General features: G+C 41.7%; 22 protein-coding genes. 11 read left to right on the top strand and 11 right to left on the bottom strand.

Features of this window, described 5'->3' with window-relative positions; translation table 11 throughout:
- Positions 1–5: 5 nt before the first annotated feature.
- Positions 6–986, bottom strand: coding sequence for a metal ABC transporter solute-binding protein, Zn/Mn family (locus E3E24_RS03055; RefSeq protein WP_167885578.1), 981 nt, complete (start codon positions 984–986; stop codon positions 6–8).
- A gap of 91 nt (positions 987–1,077) precedes the next feature.
- On the opposite strand from E3E24_RS03055, the gene E3E24_RS03050 reads away from it, so the two are divergent.
- Complete coding sequence (locus E3E24_RS03050; RefSeq protein ID WP_167885577.1) at positions 1,078–2,865, top strand: DUF4932 domain-containing protein; 1,788 nt, start codon at positions 1,078–1,080, stop codon at positions 2,863–2,865.
- On the opposite strand, the gene E3E24_RS03045 is transcribed toward E3E24_RS03050, so the two are convergent.
- The 3 genes from E3E24_RS03045 to E3E24_RS03035 all read right to left on the bottom strand — a co-directional run bounded on the left by E3E24_RS03045 (position 2,844) and on the right by E3E24_RS03035 (position 5,219).
- Positions 2,844–3,164 (bottom strand): hypothetical protein, encoded by a 321-nt coding sequence (locus tag E3E24_RS03045; RefSeq protein ID WP_167885576.1) that lies wholly within the window; start codon positions 3,162–3,164, stop codon positions 2,844–2,846. The two genes, E3E24_RS03050 and E3E24_RS03045, sit on opposite strands and share 22 nt — an antisense overlap.
- Before the next feature lie 12 nt (positions 3,165–3,176).
- A complete protein-coding gene (locus tag E3E24_RS03040; protein WP_167885575.1) occupies positions 3,177–3,824 on the bottom strand; it encodes a phosphoribosyltransferase in 648 nt (215 codons plus the stop codon).
- A gap of 69 nt (positions 3,825–3,893) precedes the next feature.
- A complete protein-coding gene (locus E3E24_RS03035; RefSeq protein ID WP_370520446.1) occupies positions 3,894–5,219 on the bottom strand; it encodes a M20/M25/M40 family metallo-hydrolase in 1,326 nt (441 codons plus the stop codon).
- Between the two features lie 82 nt (positions 5,220–5,301).
- Between E3E24_RS03035 and E3E24_RS03030 the strand changes: the two genes are divergently transcribed.
- The 3 genes from E3E24_RS03030 to E3E24_RS03020 are packed head-to-tail and all read left to right on the top strand — an operon-like array spanning position 5,302 to position 7,493.
- Positions 5,302–5,928, top strand: coding sequence for an IS607 family transposase (locus tag E3E24_RS03030; RefSeq protein WP_167915630.1), 627 nt, complete (start codon positions 5,302–5,304; stop codon positions 5,926–5,928).
- The gene (locus E3E24_RS03025) at positions 5,925–7,226 is read left to right on the top strand and encodes an RNA-guided endonuclease InsQ/TnpB family protein (RefSeq protein WP_370520445.1); all 1,302 of its coding nucleotides are present in this window, start codon (positions 5,925–5,927) and stop codon (positions 7,224–7,226) included. Before E3E24_RS03030 ends, E3E24_RS03025 begins: the two co-directional genes overlap by 4 nt.
- A gap of 18 nt (positions 7,227–7,244) precedes the next feature.
- Positions 7,245–7,493, top strand: coding sequence for a hypothetical protein (locus tag E3E24_RS03020; RefSeq protein ID WP_167887181.1), 249 nt, complete (start codon positions 7,245–7,247; stop codon positions 7,491–7,493).
- Here E3E24_RS03020 and cysS read toward each other — a convergent pair.
- The gene (gene cysS / locus E3E24_RS03015) at positions 7,490–8,920 is read right to left on the bottom strand and encodes a cysteine--tRNA ligase (protein ID WP_346766035.1); all 1,431 of its coding nucleotides are present in this window, start codon (positions 8,918–8,920) and stop codon (positions 7,490–7,492) included. The genes E3E24_RS03020 and cysS overlap by 4 nt on opposite strands.
- 260 nt (positions 8,921–9,180) lie before the next feature.
- A complete protein-coding gene (locus E3E24_RS03010) occupies positions 9,181–10,029 on the bottom strand; it encodes a hypothetical protein (protein ID WP_167887179.1) in 849 nt (282 codons plus the stop codon).
- A gap of 103 nt (positions 10,030–10,132) precedes the next feature.
- On the opposite strand from E3E24_RS03010, the gene E3E24_RS03005 reads away from it, so the two are divergent.
- The 3 genes from E3E24_RS03005 (at position 10,133) to mrtA (ending at position 12,626) form a co-directional block, all read left to right on the top strand.
- On the top strand, positions 10,133–11,029 hold the full coding sequence (locus E3E24_RS03005; protein ID WP_167887178.1) for a peptidylprolyl isomerase: 897 nt from the start codon (positions 10,133–10,135) through the stop codon (positions 11,027–11,029).
- A 79-nt stretch (positions 11,030–11,108) separates the two neighbouring features.
- Positions 11,109–12,023, top strand: a complete 915-nt coding sequence (locus E3E24_RS03000; RefSeq protein ID WP_167887177.1) for a hypothetical protein — start codon at positions 11,109–11,111, stop codon at positions 12,021–12,023.
- A gap of 3 nt (positions 12,024–12,026) precedes the next feature.
- On the top strand, positions 12,027–12,626 hold the full coding sequence (gene mrtA, locus E3E24_RS02995; RefSeq protein WP_167887176.1) for a CPBP family archaeomyxosortase MrtA: 600 nt from the start codon (positions 12,027–12,029) through the stop codon (positions 12,624–12,626).
- Here the strand turns inward: mrtA and E3E24_RS02990 are convergent.
- Together E3E24_RS02990 and E3E24_RS02985 are read right to left on the bottom strand one after the other, a co-directional pair.
- Entirely contained in the window at positions 12,619–13,296 is a 678-nt protein-coding gene (locus E3E24_RS02990) for a DUF4097 family beta strand repeat-containing protein (RefSeq protein WP_167887175.1), read from the bottom strand. The two genes, mrtA and E3E24_RS02990, sit on opposite strands and share 8 nt — an antisense overlap.
- A 49-nt stretch (positions 13,297–13,345) precedes the next feature.
- The gene (locus E3E24_RS02985) at positions 13,346–15,250 is read right to left on the bottom strand and encodes a GNAT family N-acetyltransferase (protein ID WP_167887192.1); all 1,905 of its coding nucleotides are present in this window, start codon (positions 15,248–15,250) and stop codon (positions 13,346–13,348) included.
- A gap of 104 nt (positions 15,251–15,354) precedes the next feature.
- Between E3E24_RS02985 and E3E24_RS02980 the strand changes: the two genes are divergently transcribed.
- Positions 15,355–17,217 carry a prolyl oligopeptidase family serine peptidase gene (locus tag E3E24_RS02980; RefSeq protein ID WP_167887174.1) on the top strand — a complete coding sequence of 621 codons (1,863 nt, stop codon included), beginning with the start codon at positions 15,355–15,357 and terminating at the stop codon, positions 17,215–17,217.
- Between the two features lie 54 nt (positions 17,218–17,271).
- Here the strand turns inward: E3E24_RS02980 and E3E24_RS02975 are convergent, their stop codons facing one another.
- Together E3E24_RS02975 and E3E24_RS02970 are read right to left on the bottom strand one after the other, a co-directional pair.
- A complete protein-coding gene (locus E3E24_RS02975; RefSeq protein WP_167887173.1) occupies positions 17,272–17,967 on the bottom strand; it encodes a hypothetical protein in 696 nt (231 codons plus the stop codon).
- Between the two features lie 23 nt (positions 17,968–17,990).
- On the bottom strand, positions 17,991–20,588 hold the full coding sequence (locus E3E24_RS02970) for an ATP-dependent helicase (RefSeq protein ID WP_167887172.1): 2,598 nt from the start codon (positions 20,586–20,588) through the stop codon (positions 17,991–17,993).
- A gap of 92 nt (positions 20,589–20,680) precedes the next feature.
- Here E3E24_RS02970 and E3E24_RS02965 point away from each other — a divergent pair, with 92 nt between their 5' ends.
- Complete coding sequence (locus E3E24_RS02965) at positions 20,681–20,962, top strand: hypothetical protein (RefSeq protein WP_167887171.1); 282 nt, start codon at positions 20,681–20,683, stop codon at positions 20,960–20,962.
- Between the two features lie 107 nt (positions 20,963–21,069).
- Here the strand turns inward: E3E24_RS02965 and E3E24_RS02960 are convergent, their stop codons facing one another.
- Positions 21,070–22,290, bottom strand: coding sequence for an iron-containing alcohol dehydrogenase (locus E3E24_RS02960; protein ID WP_206205029.1), 1,221 nt, complete (start codon positions 22,288–22,290; stop codon positions 21,070–21,072).
- 388 nt (positions 22,291–22,678) lie between these two features.
- Between E3E24_RS02960 and E3E24_RS02955 the strand changes: the two genes are divergently transcribed.
- Both E3E24_RS02955 and E3E24_RS02950 read left to right on the top strand, forming a co-directional pair.
- Complete coding sequence (locus E3E24_RS02955) at positions 22,679–23,134, top strand: 4Fe-4S dicluster domain-containing protein (protein WP_240912215.1); 456 nt, start codon at positions 22,679–22,681, stop codon at positions 23,132–23,134.
- Positions 23,135–23,147: 13 nt separating this feature from the next.
- Positions 23,148–24,203 (top strand): FAD-dependent oxidoreductase, encoded by a 1,056-nt coding sequence (locus E3E24_RS02950; protein WP_167887170.1) that lies wholly within the window; start codon positions 23,148–23,150, stop codon positions 24,201–24,203.
- Positions 24,204–24,207: the final 4 nt, after the last annotated feature.

Here is a 24,207-nt window from a genome sequence, read left to right as displayed (position 1 = left end):
TTTTTCTACTTCTTAATCAAAACCCCGACAGCCATTCCAAGTGAAATTCCAACAACCAATGCCAAGAGAACATAAATAACATTGATGCTTTCTGCTTTTGTAGTTTGTTGAATGACTGGTGTCTTTTGGTTCAATGCATTTATCACAGCTTTGGAGTTTTCAATTAAGATTTCAGTGTAAGGTTTATTGACCCAAATTGTGGTTATATCGGCTAAAGGTTTACCAGTTCTTTGAGAGAGCTCAAGGGCAGCATTTTTTAGTGATTCAGGGCTCTGAGAAGAATAAGCAATAATATCAGCAGTTTGAGCTATATTGATCATATCATCAACGCTCTTAGCTGGAACTTCTTCTTCAGGCTTAATTGAGGCAACTGCTTTTACTCCGATCCACTCAAGAGCATACTGCTGGGAGGGCATCTCGATTACAGCAGTTGCATTCTCAGCCAAAGCTTTGTAAGCCTCAACTATTGCCAGAACTCTTATCTCAAATTTTTTGTATTGTTTTTCATAAAACTCTCTGTTCTGCGGATATTTTTCTGCTAACGCCACCTCTGTAGCTTTCGCAATCGCCAAGGCATTGTAGGGGTCAACCCAAACTCCATGAGGGTTGTTTTTGTTATTATACCACCGTTCTGGGAGAAAGCGGAAGCCGTATTTCTGATAATCATCAGCAAAGAGTACTTTTGCATTAAGCGCTCCTTCCTCCCAGAGTTCTTTCATCTTCTGTTCCACTGGCAAATGACCATTCGCTGTAACAACCACATCAGCTCTCTTGATGAGCTCAATCTGATCTGGAGTCAGCTGGTACTGGTGAGGATCAGCTCCAGGAGGGACGAGATAGACAACGTTTACGGAGTCTCCAAATGCCTCCTTTACTATCTCTGCCAGAGGTGCTATACTCGCAACCACTAAGGGCTTTTCAGCGCTCACACTTGGAATTGCAAATGAAGTGAGGAGAAGGATGAGTATAACAGCTTTTGCTCTCATTTTAGGTCACCCTAAAATCGTTAAGTAGTTTGACTTTAAAACTTTGTGCAAGATTTTTAAGCAAATGAGTAAAATTACCATAGGTGGTGATATGAAAAGAGCATTAGCATTCTTTGTTTTTATAATCCTAGCTTCTCCCGCTTATGCATGTCAGTATCAAACGGATAAAGTTCTTGTTGAGGTAAATCCGAATGAAGAACTTTTAAGCATCGTTTACTATCTTACATTTGAACTTGACGAGTTTGTAATACATCGCCTCGGTTATATCCGAGATGTGGATGCTTATTTTGGGAAATACAAAAACCATGAAGCAGTCCAAACACTTAAGCACTACTTCAGCGATGTAGAGAATATTCCACAGAGAGATTACAAGCTCTTCCTCCTCGATGCGTACATTCTTCAGTTTTCAAATCCTCCTGAAATGAAGAGAATTTACACGGAGTGGCAAGACTCGGATTTGGACAAAATTGTTGATGCCCTGAGAAAATTTGCTCAGGATACACACTTCATGGAGTTCTTTAAATCCCATGAAAGCTATTATGGGCAAGATTTGGAAGTTTATAAATCTGCTATTCAGCTTTTGCCTCCAGATGAATTCATGGGGCCCTACATGAACCTAACAAACGTCAGATTTGAGTTCCATCTGCCGTATTTGGTGTGCATTCACGGGCACAGCTTTTACAGAGAAGAGAATGGAACTAAGATTTACGGCTCAGGTGGAATACCTCCGCTGGTGAGGAGAACACCGCCGAGGACTTTATGGAGCTTGGAGAGAGCCAAAGATACTATATTTGGGCTTCCTCTCAACGCTGTCTATGTAAATAACAGAAAATTTGATGAGCTTTGGGTTCTAGACTTCATTTATCATGAGCTTGGTCATGATATAACGAATGAAAAGCTGGATGAATACTATGGCTACAAAGTTAAACCTCTCCGCTACTTTGAAAACACGATAGAGGAGGATATGCCCTATTTAGCAACCTATGATATCCACTTCTGGTTTGATACAATGATGATCTATGAGAGCTTTGCGGACGGCTGGGCATACTTTGCCCTGAGCCATATAGATAGGGACTATGCCGAGTGGAACCTTCAAATGCAGAAAGCTTGGGGCGAATTTTGGCAGGATTACATGATAGAACTCTATCAAAAATACACCGCTTTAAGCTTAAAAGAGAACAAGACCCTTGATGAGTATATCTACAAGATGCTCGATGAGCTAGCTGAGAAAGCCCCTCCAGAAAAAGCCAAAGATCTTTACGAGAAAAACGTCCCTATCACTCCTTTAAGAGCTTTAGATGATGTTGTAAAGGAAGGAGAAGTAATAATTGTCTACGGCACTCAGAATCCAGACAAAAGAGGATCTGAATATGACAGAGAAACTGCGGAGATCGTGAAAAGCTATCTCGAAACATTTTACTCACAGTGGCCTGGAGACATTAAAATTGAGGTTAAAGCAGACGTAAACTTGACGGATGAAGACTTAAAGAAAGACTTAATCCTCATAGGCGGCTCTGTCAGCAACAAAGTTGTGCAACAGTTTGAGGAGTACTTCCCGTTGAGGTTTGTGTTTAAGAACGGCACCTGGGTTTTAGAGAAAAATTCAAACTTCGGAAATGTTAGAACATTTATCATAACTCCAGATGACATAAAAGAAGTTTCCTTTATGAAGTTCTCTTACAACTCACCTCAAACATCTATGCTCCTTGCCATAAGGAACCCTCTCAGAGAAGATAACTACATTGTCTGGATTGCTGGTGCAGACAGATACTCTACGAGAAGATACAGAAATCCGACCTATTATCTTGTCAGCTATGAAATTTATGATGGAGAAAAGATAGAAGATGGATTTTATATTCAGCCGTTGCTCTCTTCGTAATTTTCTTGCTCCTCGCTTTTCCCATTATTTTCACTCTTTATGTATGGCTTCCCTATTGCGATGCTGAATCCTTTGAAGGAGTCGTCTTTTTTGTGGAATTCTATAGCTAGTGGCAGATCGTTATCCTCATTTATGACGATTCTAACTATCCTAGCTCTTGAGTGGTCATTTAGATAGTTCTCTTTCAGCTGTTCATAGTTATCAATTGCATTATTTATGCTCTCCTCGTGCATTTCGTAAATTTCCCTCGAATAGTTACTGTGCTTTTTAATTGCCTCTATGGTCTTTTCTTTATCCAAAGTACCACAACCTTAAGGTTTGAGCCAAAATTCACCTTCCTTTTTAAATATTTTTCTCTTCTCTGCTATAGTCAAAGCTTCCTCGAGCCTTTCCTTTGGAACCTCAATGCCGTGAAGTTCTCTGAAAAGAGCAATGATTTCATCTGTTGTGAGCTTTTCTTTCTCCTCAAAGAGGTTGCTTGTCAGATTTATCATATCTTCAACGAAATTCCATGGGAATACAATCCACGCCCAGTCAATCTCCTCCCCATAATAATCCGGTCTGAACTTTGAGGTCTTTATTGTTAGCAACGTCGCTGCTTTAACTTCAGCTGGATTTTTACTCTCAACGTAGTTCTTAGCCAGAGTTAAGCTCTCTCCTGTGTCGGCTATATCGTCAACAATCAGAACCTTTTTCCCTTCAAAAGGATACTGCGTTCCGTATTTCAGCTTGGCTTTTCCATCGGGGGTAGCTGTAATGCCCCAGTGCTCAACTTTGATGCTCACTAAGTCTTTAATGCCGAGGTAATCGCAGTACAGCCTTGCTGGAACCCATCCGCCTCTTGCAAGTCCGACTACAACATCTGGCTTCCAGCCTTCGTTAAGAATTTTTAGAGCTCCTTCTTTTGCCCATCTCTCAATATCATTCCAAGAAGCGAGATATGCCGGAAACTTTTTCATGATTTCCCTTAACGGCGTTAATAGATTAGGAATATTTAAATGTTTCCATACAAAAAATGGACAGAGGAATCACTTTTTAAGCAAATTTATTGCAACGTGTGTATAAATTTTTGGAAGCAGTTTAAGGGAGGTAACATCTGCATATTCATTGGGCCCATGAATGTTTCCCCCTCTTGGTCCAAAATCTATTGCTTCAACACCATAAGGAGTGAAATATCTTGAATCTGATGCTCCAGCACCTTCAACTGGCTTAGCTTTCTCTCCTAAGCGTTCTAGAGTTTTCATCATTATTCTGACAAGCTCTGAATCTAGAGAAGTGAAGAGATATCCCGCCTTTTCATTATGCTTAACACTCAGCTTTGCATTTGGAATGTTGAACTCTAAAACTTCCTTAAGCACCTTTTCTATTTGCTCAGGAGAATAGCTCATTGCTCTTATATCCAGTCTAAGCTTGTGAACTCCGTTTTCAAGTGAATATAAGTTAGGAGTTATCGAGATCCCAAAATCGCTGTATTTTTCAGCACTTATTGATGCTCTAACTAAAGGTACTATAGCTTTCAAAAGCTCTGTTAAGCTTAAATCCGCCTCAACTTCTTCCCCACTTTCATCGGGTTCTACATATGCCAGTTCAACTTTGCTCGGCAGAACGTTTGACTTCAAAAATTTACCTTCAACTTTTACAGCAAGATTATCGCTGTTCCTTAGGAAGTGAGAAAGAGCAATCATAGGGTGCATATCAACACCGGGCATGAAATAAGCAGCATGTCTAGTTTGAAGTACAGGTGTGCTTATGGTGAATGACTTTTTCATTACTTTGCCTTTGATTAGGATTTTCTGCTGCGGTACCTCAATTATCACACCGAATCCTTTTCTCCTTCTAATTATTGGATTCATGCCAATCCCATCAGCATTGATCAAATATTGTGGGAGTTTATTCTCTTCTCTCAACTTCTCCGCTATGTGCATTGCTAATTTGCCTCCAATCTCCTCATCCCCAGTAAAAGCGAAAATTACCTTTCTATTGAGCTTTTTCGTTGAAAGCTCCTTTAAAGCAAGCATTACTCCAGCAACGTTCCCTTTGTCGTCAGCACTTCCTCTTCCATAGGCTTTGTCTCCAATTATCGTTAATTTAAATGGGTCAGTCCTCCACTCTTCTATATTCACTGGAACGATATCAAAGTGGGCCAAGAACATGAGCTTTGGAGTACCTTCCCCTAATTCACCATAGACAGCATAGTACCCATCTTTTTCAATTATCTCGCTTTCTATTCCCCAGGAATCTAAGATATCCCTGATGAATTTCGGACACTCCTTGCTTGGCTTTTTTCCGTTGGTCGGGTCGTTCACAGTTTCAAACTCAATTAGCTGGGATAATAGCTCCAGCACCTCTAACACCGTTAAGATTTTTATCGAAATGGTATTTAACCTTTTAGCCTAGCGGAACTGTTCTTTTTTGTCAAAGATTAAATGTGAGTGTATGGTAGTGAAGGAAAAGCTTTACACGGTCAAACAGGCGAGTGAGATACTCGGAGTCCACCCGAAGACAATCCTGAAGTGGGACAGGGAAGGGAAAATCAAAACAGTCAGAACCCCGGGAGGGCGGAGGAGAATTCCAGAAAGCGAAATAAAACGCCTACTCGGAGAAACATCGAACAATGGTTTAATCATTGGCTACGCCAGAGTCTCCAGTCACACGCAAAAAGACGATTTAGAAAGACAAATTGAAACCATCAAACAATATGCGAAAGAACGAGGATGGGAAGTCCAAATACTCAAGGACATTGGTTCAGGATTGAACGAGAACAGGAAAAACTATCGGAAACTCCTCGAACTCGTGGCAAAGGGAGAAGTCTCAAAAGTCATCATCACTTACCCCGACAGACTCACCCGTTTCGGGTTTAAAACACTCGAATTCTTCTTCCAACAGAATGGAACAGAAATAATAGTCCTCAACGAGAAGGACAAGACTCCAAAAGAAGAACTCATTGAGGATTTAATAACCATAATCAGCCACTTTGCGGGCAAACTCTACGGAGCTCGTTCCCACAAATACAAGAAACTCAAGGAGGGCGTGAAAAAACTAATCGAGGAGGTTGAGGAGTGAAAATCATCCTCACATACAGAATGAATCACGAGTGGAACGTTAGGGAACTCCTCAATGAGTATCAAAAACTACTCCAACATGCTACTGACGAAATTTGGGAAAACACAATCTGGAAGGAGAAAAAGGTTAAACACCGTTATCCTCCCGGAAATGGGAACTGGAACTACTATGAAACGACCCGACTAATCCCATACTTCCCAAAGTCCAACGAGTTCAAACGAGAATTAAGGAACGAACTCCTCAAAAACTGGCCTTTTGCCAAACACTACGTTGATTCTGCAATAAAAACAGCATACTCGATTTTGGAGAGCTGGAGGCAAAACTACCTCAAAGGAAGACGGAGGAGAAAGAAACCCATTGTGAATAGAAAATTCGTGAGGGTGAAGACTACACTAATGAAAGTTGATGGCTCGAAAATAAGAATCACGGTTAAACCACGTGAGGAATACCTTGAACTCGATTACTCCAACGAATGGTTTTACGAGCGGATTAAAGGCTGGAAAACTGGAGAGCTAATAATAAGGGAAAACGACATTCTCCTAACCTTTTCGAGGGAAGTTGAATTCTCTGGAAGGGTCAAAATCGGGATTGACAGCAACCTAATGAGCCTTGACATTTATCACCCCGAGAAGGGCTGGATTAAAGTGGACTTGAGCGAACTCCACAGGATTGCAGAAACCTACGACAGGATTATTGACAGGCTGAAAAGTATCCAGAAGAAAGCCCCAAAAAGGATTGGGAGGCTCCTCGAAAAGTATTGGGCGAGAAGAAGGAACAGGATTGAGGATTACTTGAACAAGTTGGCGGTTCAGCTCTCAAGGGAGTTCCTTGATGCTGTTTTCGTCTTCGAGGAATTGGACAAGTCCAACATGCTGAAGAACGGTTCGAGAAAATTTAACCGGAAACTCTCCCGCTCGACTTGGAGTAAAATCGTTCAAAAAATTTCTTACCGTGTTCCAGTTGAGTTTGTTAATCCTGCTCACACTTCATCCACCTGCCCGAAATGTGGGAGTAGGTTAGAGTCCCGAAACGGGCTGGTGGAGTGTCCTAATTGTAGTTTTGTTGGTGATAGACAGTTTGTTGGGGCGTTCAACATTTGGATGCGGGGACTTGGGGTCGCCCTGAGCGGGGTTAAGGCCAATGATTTACTCCCCAATGAACCCAGAGGGGAGTTGAGGCTGGTGAAACCCAAGTCCGTCGTGAGAGTAAATTTAAACGGGAAGGTTTTCACTCACAAACCTCCTAAAAACTCACGACGGACAGACCCCCAAATTTTAAAAGGGGCATCTGCAAATTAACGCTGGGGAGGTGGAAATATGGAGCCAAGACCCATGATACTTGATGACAATCCAGAAATCATGCCCGGCGGAGAAGACGATGTGGGAGAAGAAACAGAGACAGTCGAGCAGTTCTTTGCAAAGAGCCAAGGAAATACACTGTATTTCTCATACGCAACAACCCATGCGAAGATAACCATCGGAATCAGCCACGACAACGCAACTCTTGAAGAGATGGTAAAAGCAGCAAAAGAGCTGATAAATGAGTTTAGGAAGAAAAAAGACTAAACATTTATCCTCTTCCAAATTGTTCCTTGTGGAGTATCTTCAAGCTGGATGCCAAGCTCTCTAAGCTCTGCTCTAATTTTATCCGCTAAAGCATAGTTCTTCTGTTTTCTCAGTTCAGCTCTGACTTGGATTAACAGCTCAATAAGTTCTTCTTCTTTTGTCTCCTTTGTTTCTTTGAAGTATTCCTCAAAGATTCCAAAAATTTCGCCAACCATCTTGAAGAACTCAAGGGCTTTTCTCAGAACGCTTTCCTTTGGCTTTTCTACCTTTGCTAGGTATTTGTTCACAGCGTTTGCGACCTCAAATATTGGCCTCATGGCCTCAGCAGTGTTGAAGTCATCATCCATCGCTTCATAGAATTTTCTCTTTGCTTCTCTAATCACTTCATAAAGCTCAAACTCTTCTTTGCCCCATTTGAATGGTATCTCCGCTTTTTCAAGAGCAATTCTAATGTTTTCAATTGTGTTGTAAAGCTTTTCGAGGTTGTTCTTTGCGTGCTGTATTCCCTCTTCCGTGTAGTCTAGAGGGGAGCGGTAGTGCTTCTGTAGGACAAAGAACCTTATAACTTCTGGGGAATATCTCTGCAAAAGCTCCCTTATCGTTACAAAGTTTCCTAGGCTTTTGCTCATCTTTTCTCCTTTTACCATGACGAAACCCGTATGGAGCCAGTACCTAACCCACTCCTTACCCGTGCATGCCTCTGTTTGAGCTATCTCGTTTTCATGGTGCGGAAATATTAAGTCATTTCCGCCGCCGTGAATGTCGAACTGCTCTCCCAAATACTTGGTGCTCATTGTTGAACACTCAATGTGCCAGCCTGGCCTTCCTTCACCCCACGGTGAATCCCATTTTGGCTCTCCGGGCTTAGCTTTCTTCCAGAGGGCAAAGTCCTCTGGATTCTTCTTCCCTTCACCAGGCTCAACTCTTGCTCCTTTTCTGAGCTCTTCAAGCTTTATTCCGCTGAGCTTCCCATAGTCTTTGAACTTTTGAACCTCAAAGTAAACTCCATCGCTCCCTTCGTATGCATACCCTTTCTCTTCAAGCTTCTTCACAAATTCAATGATGTCTTGAATGTGCTCTGTAACTCTTGGATAGATGTCAGCTGGCTTAACTTTCAAGGCTTTCATATCCTCAAGGAAATACCTCAAGAACTTTTCAGCCAATTCCTTTGGATCCTCACCTGTCTCTTGAGCTCTTCTGATGATTTTGTCATCTATGTCTGTAAAGTTCATGACCATCAAAACAGTATAGCCCTTGTGCTCAAGATACCTTCTGATTACATCAAAAGCGATGTACGTCCTCGCATGTCCTAAATGAGTGTAATCATAAACAGTTGGGCCACAAACATACATCCTAACTTCTCCTTCTCTTAAAGGTTTAAATTCTTCCTTCTGTTTTGTAAGCGTGTTGTACACTTTCACTTTTATCACCTGAAGAAAATTTTTGTTTAGGTTTTATTAGACTATCGTTGATGGCAATCATCTGCGTTTTAGGAATAGAGAGACAGAGGTAACCACCAGCAATATCAGGAGAAGTGAGGTAAGTCTTGGAATCTCCGATTTGCTGTTCTGAACGGTGTGATTTATGAGAGAGGAACTGCTAAGATTTGTACTGGGTATGGAGGTTGAAAATGTTTCAGAAATGAGATTTGGGCTCAATGTTTTTGTTTTTATCTCTTTCTGTGTAGTCATATGTTCGTATGAAGGGGGAGATTAATAAATTCGTACTTTGGGGAGAGATGAAATGCATTACCAATCCATGAAAGCTTGACCTTTATCAAAGGATAGGACTTTAGCGTTTTCCCATCAAAGTAAAAAGCATAGATGGGCTTATTGAACATCTCTGAAAGCTCATCCCAAGTTAGATTCATCCTATCTACCCTTTGAGTTTCCCATCGAATTGCTGTGCCGTTGATCATAATGGGATACCCAATAAACACATGGTACGTAACATTGAACACAATTAGAGTTTTATCAACTTGCTTTCCGGGCTTTCTCATGATTGTGAAGTTGCCTTCAATGGCATCAATTTCAACTGCTGGAACAATTACAATTCCCATTCCAGAAGGAAAGGCCACTAAATGATCTAATAGGCTGTCACTCCACAAGTAAAACATCAGTTCCTTGACGGGAATTTTATATGTTCCGTTTTTGAAGGAAAAGATGACATAATCACCACTGTGATTTCCAATTACTGGAACAACGTTTCTCCCCACCGTAGATAGTACCTTATTGAGGGTTCTGTTCTCAGTGCCATACTCGTAGTAGCCGCCGAGATAGTAGGCATCGCTTGAGTTCACCAAATAAAAGCGGGCATATTGAGTTGGAGGGTCAAACATCGCTATGCACTCGCCAAAATTCTGAGGTTTCAGATCATAGAGTCCAGCGCCCACATATATTACCCCAGAAGTCGTAGGAGCAACTATTATCCGGAAACCGGAGGAACAGAAGGCTACCGAAATTGTTGGAGCAGAAGCCACTAACGGAAGAAGAATCAAAAGTAGCAGTGGCAGAAAAATCTTCCGCATTACTATCACCTAATAGAAATTAGTCCCACCCTTTTAAAGCATTGTTCACAAGACCAGCAAAAGCTTAAAAACCCAATTCCCCAATTTAAACCAGCTTAAAAAACAGGAGGTTATGCTCATGAAAGTGGCAAAGGGAGATGTTGTAAGACTTCATTACATTGGAAAGGTCAAAGAAACTGGAGAAATCTTTGACACAACCTATGAGGAAGTTGCAAAGGAAGCTGGAATTTACAGTGAGAAAGGAATTTACGGCCCGGTGCCAATTGCAATCGGTGCTGGTCATGTTCTCAGAGGGCTTGATGAACAGCTTGAAGGGCTTGAGGTTGGGAAGAAATACATAATTGAAGTTCCTCCAGAGAAGGCATTTGGAAGGAGAGATCCTAAGCTCATCAAGACATTTACCCTTGGTCAGTTTAGAAGACAAGGAATCATGCCATTCCCAGGGTTAGAAGTCGAGATAGAGACTGAAAGTGGAAAGAAGCTTAAGGGTAGAGTTCTGAGTGTTTCAAGCGGAAGGGTTAGGGTTGATTTCAACCACCCGCTGGCTGGAAAGACCATAGTGTATGAGGTGGAAATTGTAGAGAAGATTGAAGATCCAATTGAAAAGGTCAAGGCCCTAATTGAGCTCAGACTCCCAATGGTGGACTTGAGCAAAGTTAAAATTGAGGTCGGAGAGAAGGATGTTAAAGTCGACTTTAGCGACGTTGACATTGACAGAAATACACTCATTCTCGGAGAAATCATCTTGGAGAGCGACCTCAGATTCATTGGCTATGAGCAGGTTGAGTTTAAGCCTACGATTGATGAGCTTTTGAAGCCTCCGGAACTTAAAGTTGAAGAAGAGGTAAAGAAAGCTGAGGAAGAGGCTAAAGCCGAGACCAAAGAAGAGATTACCGAGGAATCTAAAGAAGGTGAAGTTGAAGAGTCTGAAGAAAAGAAAACTGAAGAAGGCAGAAATCCTGAAGAGGGGAAAGCAGAAACTGAAAAAGAAACCAATAAAAACCAATGATAAATAATGTCTCCTTCTTTTTAGAGTTTTAGAAATTTTTATTTCTTCTTTGGGCATCCTATAATATTGGTGGTTTAAGATGCAGAGTATAAATGACAGAAAACTGCAAATTCTGCTTGAAGATTTATCATATAGATTTAGTAAGGATGATATTCCAAAAATTAGAAAAGCTATTGAAGCGTTAAAAAAGGCTACTGAAATTCCTGTATCTCCTCTAAATCCCTCCTCTGGTTATCATCCCATTGTAATTTTCAGAAAGAGATTTGGTCGTTACGAAAAAGAAGCACCAGTATCACTTTTAGATCTTAACATTCTGACAAAATACAACTTGCCCGCATGGAGGAGGGCTATTGTTTTCCATGTTGATGATGATACTGTTGAGTATTCAAAGATCATGAACATAGAAACAATATTAATCGGAAATCCAAGAAGATTGAGCCGATTAAAAAATATTCTCCTTCGTATATTGGAATATACTTTCCAAAAACCCAGACGGCTTATACTCCTTTATGATGACATATACATGGATTTTGGAAATAACAGGTACATCTACATGCAAATTAGAGGAGGAGACATGAGGATACAGACCATCAACATGAATCTAAGTATTGCCAGTAAATTACTAGGAAGATCAATACTTCACATAGATTCTTCGTTTGGAAATAAAAATAGAGAATTCTATAGGCTTCTATTTGTGTATTCTCTAGAAACAAGAGGAAGTTTTGAAACATTTTTCATGAGGTACATATTCCCAAGACTTAATCCTGAACAGAGAGAATTCTTGGAAGAGATGCACGATTACAGAAATTTCATCACATTACTGTATAGTGAGCTTTCAAGAATAAATAAGGACAGAATTAGTGACGAGGTAGGAATAAGAATCAACAGAAGAGCAAATCCGAAAAGACCCCTTGAAATTGGGATTGTATTCACAGACCATGGGATAGAAGTTAGAAGATACATCCACACTTTGACTGTCAGTTTGTTGGTGTGATCAATGGAGAAAACACTGAACTCGAAGTGGTTGTATCTAATCTCTCTTCTCTTTATAGTCCTCAACTGGCATCGGGGTAACAACATTTACGAATGGGCTTTTTATGACGCTCTCTTTTACGTTATTTTGCCCCTAATTGTAGCTTACCTCTTGGGATTCAAACTAAAGGAGCTGGGGTTTAAGGTTGGTAAAAAGGAAGGCTATCTCTGGGCTTTTGCTCTTTTCCTAGCAACATTACCGCTAAGCATTTATGCATCCAAAATGGAGAGCTTCCGGAGCTTTTACCCGATTTTCATTTACTCTTCTTGGTGTGATTTTATCTTTAAGGAGCTATTAGTTGGAGTCATAATGTTTGCGCACGAAGCATTCTACAGAGGAATTCTGCTGTTTCCGCTGGTAAAAAAGAACGAGTGGCTTGGGATTTTAGCCCAGAACATTCCCTACACTCTAATCCACATAGGAAAGCCGCCATTGGAAATCCCATACTCATTCATAGCCGGAATAATCTTCGCAAAAATGGACTTAAAGAGCGAAAGCTTTCTGCCGAGCTTTCTTTTGCATTGGATTGGTTCAGCCGTCTTTGACGTGCTCTGTGTCATATGAGCCTAATCTCTATGCTTCCGTTTACTGTGGAGAGCTTAACTGAATAGTTTCCGGAGCCAAGCTGTGCACTGAAACTCTTGGGTCCAAATGTCCCTGCCGAAGAAGTTGTAACGTTCTCAAAACCCTCCGCTAAAATTCTCCCATTTGTCGTGCTTGCCAAAATTGTTGCATCAGTAGTTCTTGGGAGCAAAACTTTTATTGAACCGTTTACAGTTGAAATCTTTACGTCGTTTCTTACTGCTCTTAACAAAGCTTTTATTGAGCCATTCACATTCCCAACTTTGCTAACTTCTACATTTTCAAGCTCAATTGACCCATTTACGTTTCCAATTTTAATAACTCCACTGACATCTGAAATTGAGATTTTGCCGTTTACACTGCCGACTTTCTCTACTTCGACGGTTTTCGGAACAAGAATATCAAAGTTTACTGAGCTTCCACCTAAGCTAATCCCAAAAGTTTTCTTGTACTTAGCCTCGATTTTCAGAATATTTCCTTCCTTCTTTACCTTGATTTTTGGCTCTGGCGCAAGAAGACCCCACTTCTTCTCTGCTTTCATTTTTATTGTATCTCCCTCATAACCATTTATTTTGATTAATCCGTTGACATTGCTGATAATAAGCTTCAATCCATCAGTTATCTCGTACTCTCTCTCCACTATCTCAATCATTTACATCACCATTATCATATTGCATGCTCAAAGGAAAAGTAAAATATGGTCAAGAGTGAGCACTTCCATCACTAACTCTAACTGTGCCGTAGCCAACAAAGAGCACCTTATCAGGGTCGAGGGCTTTAACGACCTCCGGTCTGTGGGTGATTATCACTGCCGTAATTCCAGCTTCACGAATTATCTCGCTGACCTTCTTTGCAACCCTCATAGCAGTTAGAGTATCAAGATGAGCAGCAAACTCGTCCATAAGTAATAGATTCGGCTTCTCTGCAAGCAGAGATGCGATCTTAGCCCTCTCCTTCTGCCCTGTGGAGAGCTCACCAAACTTTGCCCTGTAAAGCACAGCATCACTCAAGCCAGAGCGGTTTAAAACTTCAACTGCCGCATTTAAATCCTTGATTTTTCTGTAAACGTGTTCTAATATGCTCTCTGAACCAAAAGAAGGTTCAAACTCTCCAGGAATCATAACTGAAACCTTAACATTATCCGGAACTTCAATTTTTCCGCTTGTTGGTCTGTACTTCTCCTCCCAGTAGCCTTTAGCTGCTCCAAGGATTAAGCGTAAAAGTGTCGTCTTTCCAGCTCCGCTTGCCCCAACGATAACAATTAATTCTTTTGGTTTGATTTCAAAATTGAGATTTCTCAAAACGGGTCTCTGTATAACCCTGTGTCTAACCCCAAATGCCCTCAAAAGCTCTTGAATTTCCTCAGGAAGACCTTTTATGTCAAGCTCGCTCTCGAAAACCTTGCTTACATTTTTGAATACTATCGAACTCTTTAACGGCTCAACCTTTCCGTAGCTCGGCCTCCACAGTCTTCCATCTTTGGGGGCATATGGGTCTTCTTTCAAAAATCTCTCGATGTATTCTTTAGCTTCATCAGTCAGCGGGTAAAATAGAACAGGTCTCCCGCTTGCTGTTTCCCATAGGAACTTAAAGCCAACTTTTTCAAAGAAGGGATTATATCTAGCCATCTGGGCAATGGTTTCAACGATGTGCTTCCTCTTTCTCATTTCCGGGATTCTTCTCTCAGCTATCCACTCCAGAGCAGCTTTAACGCTCAATTGACCAAGTCCATCGGAGCGGTAGTCTGGATGAACAACAACTCTTGCAATTCTCGCTCCAGCAGTGTTGCTCTCTCTTAAGGCTTGCCATTTTGCTTTCTCCCAGAGCATTGAACGAGCAACTTTCTTGGAGTATTTCTTTTTAAGCTCTTCATAAAGATCCTTCAAAATTTTCTCTGGCCAGAATGCTGGATGGAACCAGTCCTCTGGAAAGACCCTTTCACGGATGTTCTTCTCTATTTCACCGTTAGGCAATCGTCTGTGCATCAGGGGAATTGGGGGGTCAACCCTTACATAAGCTAAAATCCTTGGCTCATACTCCTCTCTGTTCTCAAGCTCAAGGATTAGGAAGCGTGAGGCTGGAGTTGAACCTTTAATCTCTAAGATGTGGACATCTTCGCTCCCGCAGACCGGACACTTCTGCTTGGTATTCGCTTCAAATATATGTCCGTTTTCACACCTCCACAGTGCTACTTTCTCCTTCTGAGATGCATAGTGATACTGCTCAAGCTCCGCTATCGCCTCAAAGTCACTCTCATAAGTTGCTTCCCTCGCCTTAATTTTATAGGTATAGAGTAGCTCACCGGTTAGCGGAGAATAGCGCTTTGCTTCATACTCCCTCTCCCACAGTGGCCACACTTTAATTTTATCCCCTTGGTAGAACTTATAAAGCTCATAATCGTCAAAATTAAGAATTTTTTCGCCGTTTTTGACTTTCGGCTTTTTCTTTATATGAATTTCAACTTCATCCCCAGTTACAAACCACTGGGCAACACCGCTCATATAGAGCTTGTACTTCTCCCCCTCAGCTTCAACTTCAAGAATTCCAAACCATCGGTGCTTGAAGCGCGGAATTTCACTACCAACGACTTTACCCCTAAGAATCATTGTTATCACCATCGAAAATTCGCTTTTTGTGTATTTAAGGTTAGTCTATGCCTCACCATAATGCATTTAATAACGCTAAGCCCAACATCTTAATGGTGGTTTAAATGGAAGATCCATACATCTGGACGGAGAATCTAAATGATGAGCGCGTTCTCAAGCTAGTTGAGGAAGAGAACAAGCGCTTTAGGGAATTCATTGGAGATTTACCAGAAAAGCTGATTGATGAAGTTAGGAAGTATTATTACCTGCCCAACATCTGGGAAGCTCAGATTACAAAGAGAGGAACCTTTGTAAAGATAAATGAAGCAGGGAGACAGCTCATAAAGCTCTTTGAAACTGGAGAGATTATAGTTGATTCTAAAAAGCTTGAAGAGGAACTTTGCGATGAGGTTCTTCTTCAGAGTTTCACCGTTGACAAGGAAGGGAGAAGATTAGCCTACAACTTTTCAATTGGAGGGGCTGATGAAGGGATAACGAGAATAATTGACCTTAAAACTGGAGAAATCATTGAGGAGATCAAGCCTTCCTTGTGGAACATTGTTTTCCTTGATGACGGTTATTATTTCGCCCGCTTTTACAGGAAGGAGAAAACTCCTGATGGTATGGAATCACCAGCAGAGAGAATTTTTCTGAAGAAAGAAAAAGAGGAGATAATGGTATTCGGTAAGGGACTTGGCTCAGGCTACTTTATGAATCTGCGCAAAAGCACAGATGGAAAGTGGGCAATGCTGACGGTTACATTCGGCTGGAACAAAGCGGATATCTACCTCGGCCCAATTGACGAGCCAGAAAAGTGGGAGAAAGTATATTCAAGCGATGCTCCAGCTTATCCGATAGATGTCATCAACGGAAAGCTCTACATCTACACGCGCGAAGGAAAAGGCCTTGGAAAGATCATTGCAATCGAAAATAACAAAGCTGAGGAAATAATTCCAGAAGATGAGTTTCCGCTTGAGTGGGCTGTTATCGTCAATAATAAAATACTCGCTGGATACTTAGTTCACGCTTCTTCAAAGCTCAAGGTGTTCACTCTTGATGGAAGGCTTAGGGAAGAGATAAGCTTTGAGATACCAGGACAGGTTTACCCGCTTGACAGCGATGGAAAACAGATTTTACTCAGATACGAAAGCTTTACAGTCCCCTACAGGCTCTACCGCTTTAGGGAAAAGCTTGAGCTGGTTGATGAAGTTAAAGTTGAAGGAGAATTTGAAGTAAGTGAAGACTTTGCAGTATCAAAAGACGGCACCAGGATTCACTACTTTGTGGTTAAGAAAAAAGGAGCAGAAGACAAAAAAGCTTGGGTCTTTGGATACGGCGGCTTCAACATTGCCTTGCTCCCAAGGTTCATTCCTCAGGTGATTCCCTTCATCGAGCGCGGTGGAACCTTTGTTATGGCAAATCTAAGGGGTGGTAGCGAGTACGGTGAGGAGTGGCACAGAGCTGGAATGAGAGAGAACAAGCAGAACGTCTTTGATGACTTCATAGCTGTTTTGGAGAAGTTGAAGAGCGAGGGCTATAAAGTTGTTGCTTGGGGAAGGAGCAACGGCGGACTTTTAGTTTCTGCCGTGCTAACACAGAGACCAGATGTTATGGACGCCGCTTTAATTGGATATCCAGTCATTGATATGCTCCGCTTCCACAAGCTCTACATCGGCAGCGTCTGGATTCCGGAATATGGAAACCCTGATGATCCAAAGGATAGGGAATTTCTGCTGAAGTATTCACCTTATCACAATGTGAAGCCTCAAAAATACCCGCCAACGCTCATCTATACAGGTCTGCATGATGATAGAGTTCATCCAGCTCACGCATTAAAGTTCCTCATGCGTCTAAAAGAGGTGAATGCTCCAGTCTATTTGAGAGTCGAGACGAAGAGCGGCCACATGGGAGCTTCACCAGAAACAAGAGTGAAGGAGCTGACAGATTTGCTGGCCTTTGTGGTTAAGGTGTTGGACGTCGAGAGCTAGTTTTTTGTTTGTTTTTCTTTAGTGTTTTTGATGTTCTCGAAAATAGAAAAGATTTTAGTACTTCCTACGAACCACGAAGCGGTAAATCAAGGTATTCAGCAAAACAGTAACAATGCTCGCTATCGCAAGATCTTTAATCACTGCTTCTTTTATTCCTTCATTCATCCTCCGGAAAATGCTGTAACGAATGTAGTCAGTTGGGCTCATAGGCTTCATCTTGACGTTTGCCTTCACGGTGCCGTTCTGCGGAATTAGAGTGAAGAGATGGTTCCAAGTTGCAACGTAAACCTTAACATGGGTTTCATTTTCCACGCAGTTGATAATCGTTACTCTGTCATAGTAGCAATTCGATGAATCAAACTTTGCCCGTATCCTTTCATGTCCATATGTTTCAAAAGTTATCGTCCTGTTTTTTGGATAAACAACTATCCCCTCAACATCGATCGCTGAGCCATAGAACAGGCGCCTGATGTAGTCATAGAACTGGTCTATAATTGGAATTCCAGCCTTTTCCCTTTCCCAGATCACGTAGTACCAAACACCGCCGGAACGGTCAAAAGAGTACAGAATCAACTGTGGCTTGTCATTGGGTTGGGAGTATAAGATAGGAGCATATTTCAGAGCTTTCTCACCGTGAGCGGGCAGATAACCTTCTAAGGTGTAGCCCGTCTCGTAAAGGATTATGCTGAATATCAGGAGGAAGTTGAACACTATCCATAGAGCAAAGAGGATTTTCTTTCTCTCTATCATTGTTGAAACACCTATTGACACTTTTAGGTTGAAGTACCTTTTTCTATCATCACCATTATCTTCTTATGCAATTGTTTAATCAGTTCTCTTCTATCCTCCATAAGCACTACATCGCTTGAACCTATAACTTCAAGGTTGAACGCAAACGGACTCGGCAGCTCATTTTGTTCAAAAACAATTTTTATCTTCCCTTCTCTAACCCAGCTCAAAAATAGCTCGGCATTCTCAATATCCATCTTGTCCTCCATGATCTCACGATAAACTTCCTTGAGAAGTGGAAAGTCTGGATAGTTCTTCTTGAGAAGCCTCAGCAAGGTTTGAGCGTTCAGCTGCTGCCTGCTTAAGCTCTTCTTCCTTCCCATGTACCTCCTCAAGATGAGTAGTCCCCTATTAGCTACGTGCCTAAATCTCCTCTTCAAAAGTTCCGTGTTGTCCAAGGCTTTCTTAAGAGTTCCTCTTAAATCATCAAGCTGGAACAGGGCTTTAACTTCCTCCTCACTCAGCCTTTTTTCTCTCGGCAATATTAGCATAAAGCCGTTGTCACTTATCGCTATTCCCACGTTGCACCTCTTCTTTTTGCTCACGAGATATGCAAAAGCCCTGCTCAGTGCTTCATTTGCTCTCCTGCCGATGAGAGTATGGAAGAAATACTTTGTCCTTCTCTCCTCCAAAACCTCCTCAACTAATAGTGTTTCATCATCTGGAATTGTTGAGTATCTGTCTTGCTCCCTGAAGTAACCCAAAATTGCTTTTGCCGCTTTTTCATCAATCTGGTACTTCTTCATGAGAAAGCTTTCGGCTCTTCTGTTGTTCAGCAAACTTTTAACCTCTCTTCTAAACCTCTGAACATCTAAAGCTAAGTCAAAGCTCAAGGGAAGCATCTCAGAAAACCATGCTGGAATTGTCGGCTTTGCACCCTCTTTAGGCTCAACGTAGATCCTGTTTCCTCTTGATTTCTTAAATTCATACGTTCTTCCAGCTAAAACAAAAATGTCTCCAGGCATCAAGCGTTCAGCGAATTCTTCCTCAACTGTCCCAATGAACCTCTTATCGAGCGTATAAACCTCAATCTTGGCCTCATCTGGAATTGTTCCTGTGTTCATGTAGTAGATTGCTCTCGTCATTTTTCCTCTTCTTCCAAATTTGCCCTCCTTTTCATCGAGCCAAATCTTTGCATAAACCTTCTTCTCCTCCAAGCCAGCGTACTCCCCTGCTAAGTATCTCAAAACGCTCATGAAGTCTTCAAAGCTCAAATTGCGGTAGGGATAAGCTCTTCTCACAAGTTTATATGCCTCGCCAATATCCCAAACCCTTTCCAAAGCCATGCCAAGAACATGCTGGACAAGAACATCAAGGGGATTCTGCGGAATTTTAACTCTGTCCAATCTTCTATTCCTCGCATTATGGGCCAAGACTGTGCATTCGACCAAGTCATCTCTATCCAAAACGAGAATTACCCCCTTGCTGACCTCGTGCAGTCTGTGGCCAGCTCTCCCAATCCTCTGCAAAGCCCTGTTAACACTCTTAGGTGAGCCTATTAGAACAACTAAATCAATGCTTCCAACGTCTATCCCTAACTCAAGCGATGTACTACTAATTACCGCTCTGAGCTCTCCTCTCTTCAATTTCTCCTCTACTTCAAGCCTAACATCCCTTGAGAGGCTTGAGTGGTGGGCTTCGATTAATTCTGCATATTTTGGGAACTTTTTCTTGAGGTGATACGCCACTCTCTCGGCACCACTCCTTGTATTTGTAAATATTAGAACTGTCCTATGCTGCTCGATGAGCTCATCTAGGCGTTTATACAAAGCTTCGCTCAGCTCGCTCGCTGGAGCATAAACTAAATCCTCGACTACGCTCTCCACTTTGATCTCAGTTTTCTTTGCAAAGCTGACATCAACAATTAAACCAGAACGGGAAGTTCCATCATCATTGAAGCCAAAAACGAATTTTGCAATCTCTTCAAGCGGATGAATTGTAGCACTGAGACCAATCCTCACAAACTCACCGGCCAAATTTTGTAATCTCTCAAGGCTGAGCATCAAATGGGTTCCCCTCTTATTCTCAGCTAAAGCATGAACTTCATCGACTATGACGTATTTGACAGTCTTCAGCCTCTCGCGGAACTTTGGAGCGTTTAAAGCTATAGCTAAGCTTTCTGGGGTTGTAATTAAGATGTGAGGGGGCTTCTTCACCATCTTCTGCTTTTCATAACTTGAAGTGTCGCTCGTCCTTACAGCAACCCTTATCTCCGGCAGGTCATAGCCCATTTCTTGAGCAACTTCCCTAATTTCTCTAAGGGGCTCATCTAAGTTCCTTCTAATATCGTTGTTCAAAGCTCTAAGTGGTGAAACATAGAGGACGTAAATTTTATCCTCAAGCTTCCCCTCTTTCCCCAACAAAATCAGTTCATTTATGGCAGCAAGAAAAGCGGATAAAGTTTTTCCGCTGCCCGTTGGTGAAGAAATCAGAACATTTTCTCCCTTGTGAATCTCAATGACTGCATATCTCTGAGGGGGTGTAAATGTTCCAAACTTTCGTCTAAACCACTCTCTAACCGGATCAACTAATATCTCGTAAATCTCCTCGTCAGTGTATTCCCTTTGGGCAAACCTTATCATCGCACTAACCTTTTTGGGTTTGATTTTTAAACTCTTCGGTTGGCTCAATAAACTTTTTAAATCAAAAAACTAACCTAAACTAAGGTGGGGGTATGGAAGCTCTAAAGAAAGTTATCGAGGAGTTTAATAAATATCATGGGAGTGAAGCTCAAGCTAAAATTATCAAAGTCGAAGGTGATGAAGTTATAATTGAGTTTGACGGCTCATTCTGTAAAACCTGTGGACTTTACGATTACTTTGACGATATAAAGTGGGAGGCAATGAACTTTGGATTAAATATTGAGCCTGTCGAAGTCCTAGAAAGCGAGGAAGAGTTTGAGAGGGGGAGATATTTGGTGAAGTATAAGCTCAAGGGTGAACAATCTTCTCAATAAGCTCAACAACCTTAGGAGCAGTATTTTCAACTTTTTCTCGTGAGCTCATTGTCGAGAGCGAGGTAAGCAAGAAGTCAAAAGAAAAAAAGAGAAAAATACCCCTTACGTCACTTGCTAAGTGGATAAAGTGAGTCGCGATAAATTGCTTCAATGGTCTCTTTTGTAGCCTCAACTGGTGCAAGGGACAGGAGCAGGTCAAGGCTTGGTGTTGTCATTGCAAGTTCTGTAAGCCTCTTCACGTCATCCTCCGAGAATCCAACATCAGTGAGTTTCTGGGTAATGCCAATAGCAAACAACCATTCTTCAACCTTCTTGGCTACGAGCTCTGCCTCTCCAGGAACTCCTTTAACTTCTGGAACGAGTGGTCTGTATATCTCAGCAAGTATCCTTGCAGTGGCTGGGTAAATGTGCTTGATAACTGCTGGTAAGAGAATTGCAAGACCAAGACCATGTGGAAGGTCTGACTTTACAGCGCTGAGCGGGTGCTCGAGAGCGTGGGTGAAGTGGAGTAGACCATTATCGAAGCTAATTCCAGCTATTGCTGAAGCGTAGAGGAGATAGTACCTTGCTTGAAGGTTGTCTGGGTGAATCAGGGCCTCTGGGAGGTAGTCAAAGATGAGCCTGGCAGTTTCCTTTGCAAGAAGTATTGAATATGGTGTGGCAACCTTTGTTGTAGCGGCCTCGTTGACATGGTTGAGGGCATCAATTGTTACGTAGCGGGTCTGATCTGCTGGAAGCTTTGTCATGAGTGTGGGATCATCGATGGAGTAGAGCGGGTAGATACAGTCGTAAGCTATGGCTGGTTTGTACTCTTCCTCAAGGATTGAAGCAACCGCAAATCTGTTAACCTCAGTTCCAGTACCATGGGTAGTGTTTATGGCAATAATTGGCTTTGCTTTTCTTGGAGAGAACTGGAGCTTGTAGAGCTCTCTTGCGGTTTTGTCAGTATACTCAAGCAAAATAGCAACGCTCTTGGCAGTGTCTATTGGGCTTCCTCCACCGATTCCTATAACAGCCTGTGCTCCAAACTCTCTTCCCATTTGTGCGGCTTCATCGACCATGTCAACTGTTGGGTTTGGACCAACTTTGTCGTAGTGAACGTACTCAATGCCGTTTTCCTCGAGGGCTGGCTTAACAACATCCCAAGCGCCACACTTCTTGTATGAGCTTTTTCCAGTAACGAGGATAACTCTACTTATGCCACGGTTTTCCTTAAGGTCTTTGGCTATGTCATAGAACTTGTTAATTGCGCCGACACCAAAATAGTCAATAGTCCTGCAACGGAGCTCAAAAATCTGGTTTATGGGGATTTGGGATTCCCACAACATTGTACATCCCTCCAAATGTATTCAATAGTACATTATTTTTAGCCCTATAAAAACTTTTCTAAAACAAGAGATTTCCAACTAAAAGTTCAGAATTTTGGAGATTTAAAGCAAAACAGTAAACAAAAAAGTTTAATAGATTAAAAATCCTTTCTTAATCATTTTTGTTATCATGCTCATAAAAATGAAAACAAAAATTGTCTAGTTATCTGTTATTCTTTATGCTAGTCCGATACCCTAGTTAACATAAAATCTAATGTAGAACTATGTAAACATAAACTACAGCAATTACTTTCTCTATTTTTATTTTTGGAATAAACAAAACAATTAACCTTTGGTTGAGAAAGCTTTGTTTAAAAAACGCTTTTATAACCTCTTTTGAAAAATGTAAATGACAAGAAGTATTCATTTGGATGTAAAAGAGCTCTACAGCTCAAATCAATACTCAACTGCCCAAAGTGATGCGAAAATGTTAAAAGTTGAGCTATGCATCGGATGTACGGCATGTGCAAATGTATGTCCTTTTGACGCTATTAGGGTATTTGATAACAGCAAAAGAACAATACACTTTTCTCCCGAAAACTGCGGCAACTGCAGCTTTGAGTGCAATGAGGTATGCCCAACTAGGGCAATAGAGAGAAAGCCAGACAAAATAACCCTAGAATTTGAATATGCTCACTGCCTCGAATGCGGCAGAAAGATGATGCGCACTAAAAAAGAAGCCGAATATTATGCTCAACAGTTGCTCAAAATGGGTGAAAAGATTGAGTTTGCGTTTATCTGTGATGAATGCAAAATGAAGAAGATTTCCTTTGTCTCTGACAAATATGAGGGGTATTTAATTTAGGAGGTGAATTTTAATGAAAGGTATGAGATTTGCTTTCCTATGTAGGGAAAAACCCGAACCAACAGGGAAAAAAATCGCAATAATCGGTGCAGGGCCCGCTGGGCTAAGTGCCGCTGGATACTTAGTCTGCCATGGTCATGAAGTTCATGTGTATGATAAGCTACCGGAGCCTGGTGGATTAATGCTCTTTGGGATTCCAGAGTTCAGAATACCGATATACAGAGTCAGAAAAGGTTATGAAGAGCTTGAAAATGTTTTTGAAGTCAAGTTTTTCCCAAGGACTAAAGTTGCCTTTGGAAACGGTGAAGAGGAAGGAGACGAATTCGTCGAGAATGTTGTAAACTTCAATGAGCTGGTTGAAAAATACGATGCAGTTCTAATTGCCACAGGAACTTGGGAGTCATGGATGCCAAACATTGAGGGCGTTGAATTAGAGGGAGTTTATCCGGCTTTGGACTACCTCTTCAAAATCAAATCGGCAAAGCTCGGTCACATGAGCTGGGACGAGGTTCCGCCGATTGAAGGAAAGAGGGTCATGGTAGTTGGAGCTGGACACACAGCTGTAGATGCTGCTATGGAAAGCTTACTTCTTGGAGCAGAGAAGGTTTACATGAGCTACAGAAGAACCATAAGAGAAGCTCCCGCCGGTGCTTATGAAATAAACCTCCTTAAGCAGAGAGGTGTTAGGTGGCTCGAGCTTACAGTTCCCGTGAGAATAATTGGTGAACACGGAAAAGTTGTCGCTGTCGAGTTGCAAAAATGTAAGCTTGGAGAGCCAGACGAAAGCGGAAGAAGGAGACCAATTCCAATCGAAGGCTCAAACTTCCAAATCGATATAGATTATGTGGTCTTTGCAGTTGGACAAAGACCTACACCACCTTTTGCTGAAGATGTTGGAATCGCTGTTGACAAGAAGGGCAGAATTGTTGTTGATTCAAGGCACATGACAAGCAGAGAGGGAGTATTTGCTGCTGGTGACGTTGTTATTGGACCTTCAAAAGTCGGTAGAGCTGTGTTGGATGGACTGCTAGCTGCTGAAAGCATGCACATGTGGCTTCTTGGGAGGTGATTAA

The sequence above is a fragment of the Thermococcus sp. LS2 genome (assembly GCF_012027375.1).
GTDB lineage: Archaea > Methanobacteriota_B > Thermococci > Thermococcales > Thermococcaceae > Thermococcus_B.
Note: the sequence above shows the minus strand (reverse complement) of the source record. Positions and strands in the feature narration are given on the sequence as shown.

Excerpts from the sequence above, each read along its gene's own strand:
- E3E24_RS03055 (WP_167885578.1), bottom strand. The coding sequence starts at position 986 with ATGAGAGCAAAAGCTGTTATACTCATCCTTCTCCTCACTTCATTTGCA.
- E3E24_RS03050 (WP_167885577.1), top strand. The coding sequence starts at position 1,078 with ATGAAAAGAGCATTAGCATTCTTTGTTTTTATAATCCTAGCTTCTCCC.
- E3E24_RS03040 (WP_167885575.1), bottom strand. The coding sequence starts at position 3,824 with ATGAAAAAGTTTCCGGCATATCTCGCTTCTTGGAATGATATTGAGAGA.
- E3E24_RS03030 (WP_167915630.1), top strand. The coding sequence starts at position 5,302 with ATGGTAGTGAAGGAAAAGCTTTACACGGTCAAACAGGCGAGTGAGATA.
- E3E24_RS03020 (WP_167887181.1), top strand. The coding sequence starts at position 7,245 with ATGGAGCCAAGACCCATGATACTTGATGACAATCCAGAAATCATGCCC.
- E3E24_RS03005 (WP_167887178.1), top strand. The coding sequence starts at position 10,133 with ATGCTCATGAAAGTGGCAAAGGGAGATGTTGTAAGACTTCATTACATT.
- E3E24_RS03000 (WP_167887177.1), top strand. The coding sequence starts at position 11,109 with ATGCAGAGTATAAATGACAGAAAACTGCAAATTCTGCTTGAAGATTTA.
- mrtA (WP_167887176.1), top strand. The coding sequence starts at position 12,027 with ATGGAGAAAACACTGAACTCGAAGTGGTTGTATCTAATCTCTCTTCTC.
- E3E24_RS02990 (WP_167887175.1), bottom strand. The coding sequence starts at position 13,296 with ATGATTGAGATAGTGGAGAGAGAGTACGAGATAACTGATGGATTGAAG.
- E3E24_RS02985 (WP_167887192.1), bottom strand. The coding sequence starts at position 15,250 with ATGATTCTTAGGGGTAAAGTCGTTGGTAGTGAAATTCCGCGCTTCAAG.
- E3E24_RS02980 (WP_167887174.1), top strand. The coding sequence starts at position 15,355 with ATGGAAGATCCATACATCTGGACGGAGAATCTAAATGATGAGCGCGTT.
- E3E24_RS02975 (WP_167887173.1), bottom strand. The coding sequence starts at position 17,967 with ATGATAGAGAGAAAGAAAATCCTCTTTGCTCTATGGATAGTGTTCAAC.
- E3E24_RS02970 (WP_167887172.1), bottom strand. The coding sequence starts at position 20,588 with ATGATAAGGTTTGCCCAAAGGGAATACACTGACGAGGAGATTTACGAG.
- E3E24_RS02965 (WP_167887171.1), top strand. The coding sequence starts at position 20,681 with ATGGAAGCTCTAAAGAAAGTTATCGAGGAGTTTAATAAATATCATGGG.
- E3E24_RS02960 (WP_206205029.1), bottom strand. The coding sequence starts at position 22,290 with ATGTTGTGGGAATCCCAAATCCCCATAAACCAGATTTTTGAGCTCCGT.
- E3E24_RS02955 (WP_240912215.1), top strand. The coding sequence starts at position 22,679 with ATGACAAGAAGTATTCATTTGGATGTAAAAGAGCTCTACAGCTCAAAT.
- E3E24_RS02950 (WP_167887170.1), top strand. The coding sequence starts at position 23,148 with ATGAAAGGTATGAGATTTGCTTTCCTATGTAGGGAAAAACCCGAACCA.